The organism is Kouleothrix sp. (assembly GCF_046328425.1).
Classification (GTDB): domain Bacteria; phylum Chloroflexota; class Chloroflexia; order Chloroflexales; family Roseiflexaceae; genus Kouleothrix.
This window is the reverse complement of record NZ_JAXLWP010000032.1, coordinates 78,544-87,478: the sequence shown is the minus strand read 5'-3', so window position 1 is coordinate 87,478 and position 8,935 is coordinate 78,544. Positions and strand designations below refer to the sequence as shown.

Here is an 8,935-nt window from a genome sequence, read left to right as displayed (position 1 = left end):
CTCCTAAGAAAAAGAAGTTTGGGGCGGCGAAGCCACCCCAAACCCCCGCCAAAGTGTAAGTAATCAGGGGAAGCTATGACAAACGAGCTATTTCAAGCGCTGGTGCTCGAACAGCGCGATGGCGCCACTGTCGCCGAGATCCGCTCGCTGGCCGCCGACGCGCTGCCAGCTGGCGATGTGCTGGTCGATGTGGCCTTTTCGAGCCTGAACTACAAGGATGGGCTGGCGATCACCGGCCGTGGCAAGGTCATCCGTCAGTTCCCGATGGTGCCGGGTATCGACTTCGCCGGCACCGTGGCCGAGTCGCAGCACCCTGGCTTTCAGCCCGGCGATGCGGTGGTGCTCACCGGCTGGGGCGTCGGCGAGCGCCACTGGGGCGGCCTGGCCCAGCGCGCGCGCGTGCGCGGCGACTGGCTGGTGCCGCTGCCGGATGGCCTGGACACGCGCGCGGCTATGGCGATCGGCACGGCCGGCTTCACCGCCATGCTGTCTGTGCTGGCGCTCGAGGCCCACGGGCTGGCGCCCGGCCGCGATCTGCTCGTCACCGGCGCGGCCGGCGGCGTGGGCAGCGTGGCGGTGGCCTTGCTGGCCCGCGCAGGCCACCGCGTGGTCGCGTCGAGCGGCCGCGCCGACGCCGCCGACTACCTGCGCAGCCTGGGTGCCGCCGAGGTGATCGGGCGCCTGCCGGCCGAGGGCCGCCCGCTCGAGAGCGAGCGCTGGGGCGGCGTGGTCGATACCGTAGGCGGGGCCACGCTGGCGGCGGCGCTGCGCGCCACGGCCTATGGCGGCAGCGTGGCTGCCTGCGGCAATGCCGGGGGCGCCGATCTGAATACCACGGTGTTCCCGTTTATTCTGCGCGGCGTCAATCTGCTCGGCATCGAGTCGGTTATGTTCCCCGCCGAGCGCCGGCCGGCCGCGTGGGCGCGGCTCGCCCGCGACCTCCCGGCCGATCTGCTTGAGCGTATGATCCACGATGCCACGCTGCGCGACGTGCCGGCGCTCGCCGCGGCTATTCTCGACGGCCAGGTGCGCGGCCGGGTGGTGGTGAACGTCGGCACCTGAGACCAAGCGGCGAAGCCACGTAGTGCAACATAATCTTAGGGCAAACGCTTGGCGCCCTCAGCCTTCGCCAGAGCGGTACTTTTTCATGTAATGGTGCTGAGAAGGTGGCGCAAAGCGCCACCTTCTCAGCACAAAAGAAAGCGAAGTACCATGCTGCCGCAGGCAGAAGGAGCCAATATCGCAGGTGACCGCGTTTGTCCTGTAATACCAAATTCGCTTGATTACTTACACTTTGGTGGGGGTTTGGGGGCGGCGAAGCCGCACCTTCTTATTGTGTTGCACTACGTGGCGAAGCCATGTAGTGCAACACACTCTATAAGTGATCAAACGGAGTTGGTATAAGTGAAAAAAAGAAAGGCATCAAACGGAGTTGCTATGATGTGCCGGCAGCCGCAGCCAGGTGGTATACTGTAGCGCGGTACCGCGACACAGTATGAAGGAATGTCTCATGAGCGAGCAGGAGCTGCCGCGCATCGCGATGGTGATAGTTGCCCACCCCGACGATGCCGAGTTTGGCTGCGCCGGGTCGGTGGCGGCGTGGGCGCGCGAGGGCTGGGAGATCTACTTTGTGATCTGCACCGACGCATCGGGCGGCGGCGCCGACGAGGCCACCGATGTCGGGCCGGCCGCGCGCAAGCAGATCACCGATACGCGCAAGGCCGAGCAGCGCGAGGCCGCTCGTATTCTGGGTGTCAAAGACGTGATTTTTCTCGACCGGCCCGATGGCTTGCTGCAGCCAACCATCGACTTGCGGCGCGATCTGGTGCGCCTGATGCGCCGCTACCGGCCGACCCGCGTGCTCTGCCAGTCGCCCGAGCGTACCTGGAAGCCAGCCTACCCGATCGGCCGCCATCACCCCGACCATCTGGCCGCCGGCGAGGCGACGATCGCCGCGCTTTACCCCGCCTGCCAGAACCCCTGGGATTTCCCCGAGCTGCTCGACGAGGGGCTGGCGCCACACAAGGTGCGCGAGCTGTATGTCATGGGCGCGCCCGAGATCAACCACGCCGTCGATATCTCGGCCACGCTCGACGCCAAGATCGCCGCGCTGGCGGCGCATGTTAGCCAGCTTGGCCCGCGCATGCCCGAGCTTGAGCCGCGCCTGCGCGCTTGGGCCGCCGAAACGGGCAAGGCCCACGAGATGGCCGCCGCCGAGGTGTTTCACCGCACCGAGAACGGCTAGCTCGCCGCGCCCGAAGGCCGGCGCGTCCCAGCCAAAAGCCCCGCCGATGCGCGCATCGGCGGGGCTTCGAGTTGCTATGCGAAATCGCGGCCGGGCCTTACGCCTCGTCGCCGTAGATCTCTTTCAACAGGCTGGGCTTCTTGGGCGCAGGCTTGTTCTTCTCTTCGCGGCGGCGCGCGGCGTCGGCCTGCTGGGCCTGGCTGCTCTGCAGCCGCTTCATGAAGCGGTCGACCTGCCCGGCGGTGTCGACGATGCGCTGCTCGCCGGTGTAGAACGGGTGGCAATGCGAGCAGATGTCGACGCGGATGTTCTGCCGGGTCGACTGCGTCGGCCAGTTAGTGCCGCAGGTGGTGCAGACGATCGTGGTGTTGAACACCTTCGGATGAATAGTATCTTTCACGGAAATTCTCCAGGTTGTAAGTTAGGCCGCCGCGCTCTCGGCCGCCGGCGCGCTGTAGACGCTCACCTGCCGCTGCGTGCGCGAGTAGTGCTCGAACGTGACGACGCCCTCGACCATCGCGTAGATCGTGTGGTCGCGGCCGAGGCCGACATTCACGCCAGGCTTGATCTTCGTGCCGCGCTGGCGCACAATAATTTCGCCGGCCTGCACGTGCTGGCCGCCATAGCGCTTCACGCCCAGCATTTTCGGCTTGCTGTCGCGGCCGTTGCGCGAGCTGCCGACACCTTTTTTATGCGCCATTATTGCCTCCGTTATCATACGCGGTGCGCCGCGGGTTTGCTCTCACACCTGGCCGCTAGCCGACGATCTGGCTGATCGATACCGTGGTGTACTGCTGGCGATGGCCCGTCCGCCGGCGGTAGCGCTTCTTGTTCTTGTACTTGAAGACGATGATCTTATCGCCCTTGTCGGTGCCGACAACTTTTGCCAGCACTTTGGCGCCCGCCACAACCGGCGTGCCAACCGTGGGCGTGTCGCCGCCGACCATCAGCACTTCGCCAAGCTCAACCTGGCTGCCAACCTCGGCGTCGAGCAGGGCGATCTGAAGTACTTGGCCTTCTTCGACGCGGTACTGCATCCCGCGATCACGAATAATTGCGTACACGACGCAGCTCCTCAATACTGGCGTGACCGGGGCGCATCGTCCGCCCCCGAAACGTTCTTCACACGAAAAAAGAGTGGACCAGCCACTCTCTGGATGGAGAGCCCTCGCATCAGACTGCGCCTGATTATAGCAAAGCGTGCCGGCTCTGTCAAATTGGTTGGGCGCTACAGCTCGCTCGAGTAGAGCCGCATATCCTGCAGGCGCAGCCGCAGCGCCAGCGCGCCGGCGAGGTTGCGCATGATTCGGTAGCCGATCGCGGTGTCGGCGTCGCACAGCGCCAGCAGCTGCTGCCGCCCGAAGGCCATGAGGCGCGCGCCGTGCGGGCCGGCGCGCAGCTCGGCCGAGCGCACGCCCCCGTCGATCAGCGCCAGCTCGCCGCAAGCCTGGCCGATCTGGAGCGTCGCGATCCGGCGCGGCGTGCTCACAGTATCGCCGATCGAGGCCGGGTCGAGCCATACCTCCACCGCGCCGCCGCCCACGACATACAGCTCGTCGCTGTGCTCGTGCTCGTCGCACACGATCTCGCCGGCAGCAAATGCGCGCATCCGGCCGATCGCCGCCAGGCGCGCCAGCTGGTCGGGCGCGAGCCCATCGGCGATCTCCGAGCCGCCCAACGCCTGGCTGGCAAACTCAACAAACGCCGGATCCTGGCTGATCGCGTCGAGATCGGGCACAAGCGCGTCGTTGTTCGATTGCAGTTCGACACCAGGCATGGCGGCCTCCGGCAGGTGCAAGACGATAGCGAGATCTATGAAAAGTATACCATGCTCGCTATTGGCCCGCCAGCCCTTTCAGCACCATGAGGCCACGCGCAAGCTGAGTGTCGTCGCTGTGCAGCAGCGCCTGGGCGTCGAGGTTGGCGGCGTTGGCCGGCGTCAGCGGCGTGGCCTCGGGTGCTAGCGCCACTAGCTCGTCGGGCGCGATGCCCTTGCCGCGCACCACCTGGCCCTTGGGCGTGAGCCACTGCGTCGTGCCGATGCGCACTTGCGCGCCGTCGTTAAGGTTGTATGTGCGCAGCACCGTGGCGGTGCCGAAAGTCGGCTCGCCAATCAGCCGCGCGCGGCCCGCATCCTTCAGCGCGCCGGCCAGGATCTCGGCCGAGCTGGCGCTGTTGTTGTTCACCAGCACCACCAGCGGCAGGCTGGTGGCCAGGCCGCCGGCGCTGGTTTTGTAGGGCGTCTGCTCGCCCGCGCGGTTCTGCTCGATCAGCACCGTGGTGTCGGCCGGCAGGAACTGGCTGGCCACGCCAACCAGCTCGTTCACGTAGCCGCCGGGGTTGTTGCGCAGATCCAGCAAAATCGCCGTGGCGCCCTGCGCCTGCGCGTCGGTCAGGGCCTGCTTGATCTCGTCGCTCGAGCGGTCGGCGAATTGGGTCAGGCGAATCATCGCGACCTTGTCGGCCAGCATGCGCCAGCTCACGCTGGGCGAAACGATCTCGGCGCGGGTGATGGTGATATCAACCGGCTGAGTTTCGCCGGTATGCTGGATCGTCAGCGTGACACTGGTGCCCTTGGGGCCACGCACGCGGCTGCGCAGCTCGGAGACGGTGATGCCGTGGACTTCCTGGCCGTCGACTTTCAGGATGGTGTCGTTGGGCCGCAGCCCGGCTTTTTCGGCCGGCGAGCCTTCCATCGGCTGCACGATCAGCGGCTGGCCGTCTTTCACATCGATGTATGCGCCAATGCCTTCGAACTTGCCCGAAAGCTCGGCGCGCTCGGATTGGGCCGCCTCGGGCGAAAGATAGCGTGTGTGCCCGCTGTCGCCGAGCGAGTCGAGCATGCCCTCGATCGCGCCGTCGATCATTTTGCTCGGCACTGCGGCGCTTGGGTCGACATACTCGTCGCGCGCGAGGTTCCAGCTCTTCCAGAAGTTCTCGAAGCTGGTGCAGATCTCGGGCGACTCGGGGCAGGTGGTCGGGCCGCGCAGCCACTCGCCGGCGAAGTAGCCGCCGCCTAGGCCGATCGCCAGCGTGAGCGCCAGCATTGGCACTACCAGCCAGATCGGCAGCTGAATTCGCACGATGTTCGATACCAATTGGCGCATAGTATGTATCAGGTGGTTGCCTGCTCCTTGGTCTGCTCGAACGGGGTAAGGCGCCAAACTGCGCCTAATCTTTGATGGCGCGGTTTTTCCGCGCGCCGCACGGAAAAACCGCGCACAGTAGCTTTAGTAGTATACCATCGGGCATGGTGTTTTGGATGAATGGATGGTGAGCCGGCTATTCGCCGAAGCGCGCGGGCGCGGCGCCGCGCAGGCCATTGCGCCACGCCTGCGCATCAAGCGGGCGCTTGCCGGCCGGCTGCACAATCAACAGCTCGAGCGCGCCCGCGCCGCAGGCCACCATCGCCGCGCCCGCCCGCGCCAGCAGCGTGCCGGGCGGCTCGGCCCCGCGCCAGCCTGGCTCGGCGCGCGCCGCGATGACCTTGAACGGCTGCCCGCCCCAGTTGGTCTGCGCGCCAGGCCATGGGTCGTAGGCCCGGGTCATGCGCTCGATCTGCTCGGCCGGCGCGCTCCAGTCGATCGCGCCGTCGCTCTTTTGCAGCATTTTGCAGTAGCTGGCCTGCGCGTCGTCTTGCGGCGCAGGCGCCAGGCTGCCTGCGGCGAAGCCCGCCAGCGCGCCCAGCAGCAGCTGCGAGCCAAGCTCGAACAGCTGGTGCGTAAGCGGCAGGTTGCGCGCGTCGGGCGGCAGCGGCACGCGCTGCTGCGCCAGGATCGGCCCGCTGTCCATCTTCGCGTCGAGCAGCATCACTGTGACGCCAGTCTCGGCGTCGCCGTTGAGGATGGCGGCGTGCACTGGCGTTGGGCCGCGGTAGCGCGGCAGCAGCGAGGGATGGATGTTGAGGTAGCCCAGCGGCGGGAGGCTCAGGACGTGTTTGCGCAGGATCTCGCCGTAGGCCGCCACGACGCCGGCGTCGGGCCGCCAGGCGGCGATCTGCTCGGCGGCGGCTGGGTCGCGGAGCGTCTCGGGCTGGATCACCGGGACGCCCAGCTCGGCGGCGGCCCGCTTGACAGGCGGCGGCTCGGGCGCGCGGCCGCGCCCGCTCGGCCGGTCGGGCTGCGTCACCACACCTACCAGCTGGTAGCGCGGGTCGCTTGCGAGCGCGCGTAGTGGGATGGCCGCATACTCGGGGGTGCCCAGAAAAATCACTCGCATACGATCAAACCCTTTCAAGGCGCTATTGCATCCGCCGCTCGGGCTGTAGTATAATGCAACAACGCGGCGCGGCATAGCGCAATCTGATGCGTCGTTCCGTCGGTAAATAGTATAGCGTTCTTGCGCGGCGATGGGGGCGCGCTGCAACCACCTCAGGCGTCGGTATCGGCCTGCGAGCAACCAAATTCCCGTGAAGAGATAACGCCGTCGCGCTTCGCTGCGCCGCACTAGCCTGCAAGCAATGCCGGCCGTGGCGCAGAATCTGCAATATCGGCGTATGCGCTCTTGCGGCGCCGGGCTCGTGCCTGGCGGCGCGCTTCGTTGTCAGTTGCTGCTCCATACCAATCACAAGCATATTAAGGGAGGTCTGAATGGCTATCAAAAACGTCGCAACCTCTGCCGTTCTGGGTCTTCTGTTCGTTTCGCTGGTCGTGATCTATCTCCTGATCCCCACCAATAACCTGGTGCTGTTTTTGTCGGTGCTGATCATGCTGGTGAGCCTGATCGTCGCCCAGAGCCGCAGCTGGCGCGAGATCGGCGTGATGGCCGGGTTTGCCGCGCTGATGTCGCTGGTGGCCGCCACGCTGCTGGGGCGCGCGCTGTTTGGCACCTTCGGCACGGTGCTGGGGCCGGTGGTGTGGCTGCTGGCGCTGCTGGCCATGTTCTCGTGGACGCAGCGCAACATGCTCACGGTGCCGCGCGAGCGGGCGATCCTGATCGCCAACCGCTACACCGGCGCGGTGCGCGAGGCCGACGGCCCAATTGCGCCGCCGCTGGCGCCGGGCGTCGAGGTGAAGCTGGCCGAGCTGCCGCTGTATGAGCTGAACAGCGATGTGCAGATCGACAAGATCAACACCCGCGCGCGCCATAATGTCGACATGATCAAGGTGCACCTTGAGTACCGCGTGCGCGATAAAGAGGGCCGCAAGGTGCTCAGCGGCATCCCCAACCGCAGCCAGGCCGAGGCCAAGGTCGCCGACGAGCTGAAGAAGCCGCTCGGCGAGGCCCGCCAGGAGGTGGTGTACTGGGAGAAGCTGATCGACCGCCAGATGCAAGCCGAGGCCGAGGATGTTGTGCGCGCGGTGATCTTCAATAATGTCACCGCCCAGAATGTGATCGAGATCTACAATAACCGCGAGGCCTTGGCCGACATGGTGCGCGAGCGTCTGAGCGGGGCGGTGCGCCGCTGGGGCATCGAGCTGCTGGCCGTCGACTTCGAGCGAATCGACTTCAACCCCGATATCGCCAAGGGCATCAACAAGGCCAATGTTCGCGAAGACGAGACGCTGCTCGAAAAGATCAAGGCCGAGCGCGAAGCGACGCGTATTCGCCTCACCGGCACGGCCCAGGCCGAGGCCGAGGCGGTGCGCGTGGCCGAGATGGTGAAGGCGCTGCGCGAGACTGGGGTGGAGCTTTCGCCCGAGGCGCTGCGCGACATCGTGGTCGACGCCATCCACGCTGCGGCCGACGCCTATATCGATAACGGTGTGCTTCGCTCCTAGAGCGGCGCTGCGGCGCTGAACGCCCATGGCACAGCCAAACACAACCGAGGTGGCCGACGTGGTGGTGGTGGGCGCGGCGTGTCTCGATATCAAGGGCCGCATCGCCGGGGATGTGGTGGCCGGCACCTCGAACCCCGGCGATGTACGCATCAGCGTGGGCGGGTGCGCGCGCAACGTGGCCGAGAACCTGGCGCGCCTAGGTATGCCAACCGCGCTGCTGAGCGTGGTGTGCCAGGACGATTTCGGGCATATCATCGTGCAGCAAACCGAGCGGGCCGGTGTGAATACCGACCACATGCTGATGAGCTGCGAGCAGCACTCCGCGGCGTATATGGCGCTGCTCGGCGCTGGCGGCGCGCTGGTGGTGGGCATCGACGATACCGCAGCGGTGGCGGCGCTGACGCCCGGCTACATTCACGATCACGCCGAGCTGCTGGCGCAGGCGCGCATGGTCGTGATCGACGCGAATGTGCCGCTGCCGGCGGCCGAGGCGCTGCTGGCGATCTGCGGCGCCGCTGGCGTGCCAGTTGCGCTCGACCCGGTGGCGTATGGCCTGGCGGTGCGCTACCGCGAGCTGATTGGCGCGTTCTACCTGGCCGTGCCCAACGCCGTCGAGGCGCAAGCGCTGACTGGCCTGCCGGTTTCAACCCCCCAGCAAGGCGCGCTGGCTGCCAAGCAGCTGATCGCGCAAGGGGTTGAGATCGCCATTATTACGCTTGGGCTCGATGGCCTGGTGTATGCCACCGCCGACTCCAGCGGCTATGTGCCAGCCCTGAAAGTCGAGGCCGTCGACCCGACCGGCGCAGGCGATGCGCTGACTGCGGCGGTGGTGTATGCCCTGCTGAACGATATCCCTGTCGATGATGCTGTGCGCCTGGGTGTCAGCGCCGCGACACTGACGATCGACTCGGCCGACACTGTACGCCAGGATCTCAGCCTGGAAAGCCTCTATGCCCAGCTGGTCATCTAG

General features: G+C 66.3%; 10 protein-coding genes. 4 read left to right on the top strand and 6 right to left on the bottom strand.

All coding sequences use genetic code 11. The features are described from left to right. Positions 1–75 precede the first annotated feature (75 nt). A complete protein-coding gene (locus tag U0177_RS24515) occupies positions 76–1,062 on the top strand; it encodes an MDR family oxidoreductase (protein ID WP_409573302.1) in 987 nt (328 codons plus the stop codon). 448 nt (positions 1,063–1,510) lie between these two features. Beyond that, positions 1,511–2,245: a PIG-L deacetylase family protein gene (locus U0177_RS24510; RefSeq protein ID WP_409573301.1), complete on the top strand. Its 735-nt coding sequence runs from the start codon at positions 1,511–1,513 to the stop codon at positions 2,243–2,245. A gap of 97 nt (positions 2,246–2,342) precedes the next feature. Here U0177_RS24510 and rpmE read toward each other — a convergent pair whose 3' ends face one another. From rpmE to fmt, 6 genes are all read right to left on the bottom strand, one after another. Further along, positions 2,343–2,645: a 50S ribosomal protein L31 gene (rpmE, locus tag U0177_RS24505; RefSeq protein ID WP_409573300.1), complete on the bottom strand. Its 303-nt coding sequence runs from the start codon at positions 2,643–2,645 to the stop codon at positions 2,343–2,345. A gap of 21 nt (positions 2,646–2,666) precedes the next feature. Continuing rightward, positions 2,667–2,945, bottom strand: coding sequence for a 50S ribosomal protein L27 (rpmA, locus tag U0177_RS24500; protein ID WP_409573299.1), 279 nt, complete (start codon positions 2,943–2,945; stop codon positions 2,667–2,669). A gap of 55 nt (positions 2,946–3,000) precedes the next feature. After that, entirely contained in the window at positions 3,001–3,309 is a 309-nt protein-coding gene (rplU, locus tag U0177_RS24495) for a 50S ribosomal protein L21 (RefSeq protein ID WP_409573298.1), read from the bottom strand. Between the two features lie 164 nt (positions 3,310–3,473). After that, positions 3,474–4,022: a cyclic nucleotide-binding domain-containing protein gene (locus U0177_RS24490; RefSeq protein ID WP_409573297.1), complete on the bottom strand. Its 549-nt coding sequence runs from the start codon at positions 4,020–4,022 to the stop codon at positions 3,474–3,476. A gap of 58 nt (positions 4,023–4,080) precedes the next feature. Beyond that, positions 4,081–5,328, bottom strand: a complete 1,248-nt coding sequence (locus U0177_RS24485) for a S41 family peptidase (protein ID WP_409573296.1) — start codon at positions 5,326–5,328, stop codon at positions 4,081–4,083. A 199-nt stretch (positions 5,329–5,527) separates the two neighbouring features. Further along, positions 5,528–6,463, bottom strand: coding sequence for a methionyl-tRNA formyltransferase (fmt, locus tag U0177_RS24480; RefSeq protein WP_409573295.1), 936 nt, complete (start codon positions 6,461–6,463; stop codon positions 5,528–5,530). Between the two features lie 371 nt (positions 6,464–6,834). Here fmt and U0177_RS24475 point away from each other — a divergent pair, with 371 nt between their 5' ends. Together U0177_RS24475 and U0177_RS24470 are read left to right on the top strand one after the other, a co-directional pair. Next, positions 6,835–7,965 carry an SPFH domain-containing protein gene (locus U0177_RS24475; RefSeq protein WP_409573294.1) on the top strand — a complete coding sequence of 377 codons (1,131 nt, stop codon included), beginning with the start codon at positions 6,835–6,837 and terminating at the stop codon, positions 7,963–7,965. Positions 7,966–7,990: 25 nt separating this feature from the next. Continuing rightward, positions 7,991–8,935, top strand: coding sequence for a carbohydrate kinase family protein (locus U0177_RS24470; protein WP_409573293.1), 945 nt, complete (start codon positions 7,991–7,993; stop codon positions 8,933–8,935).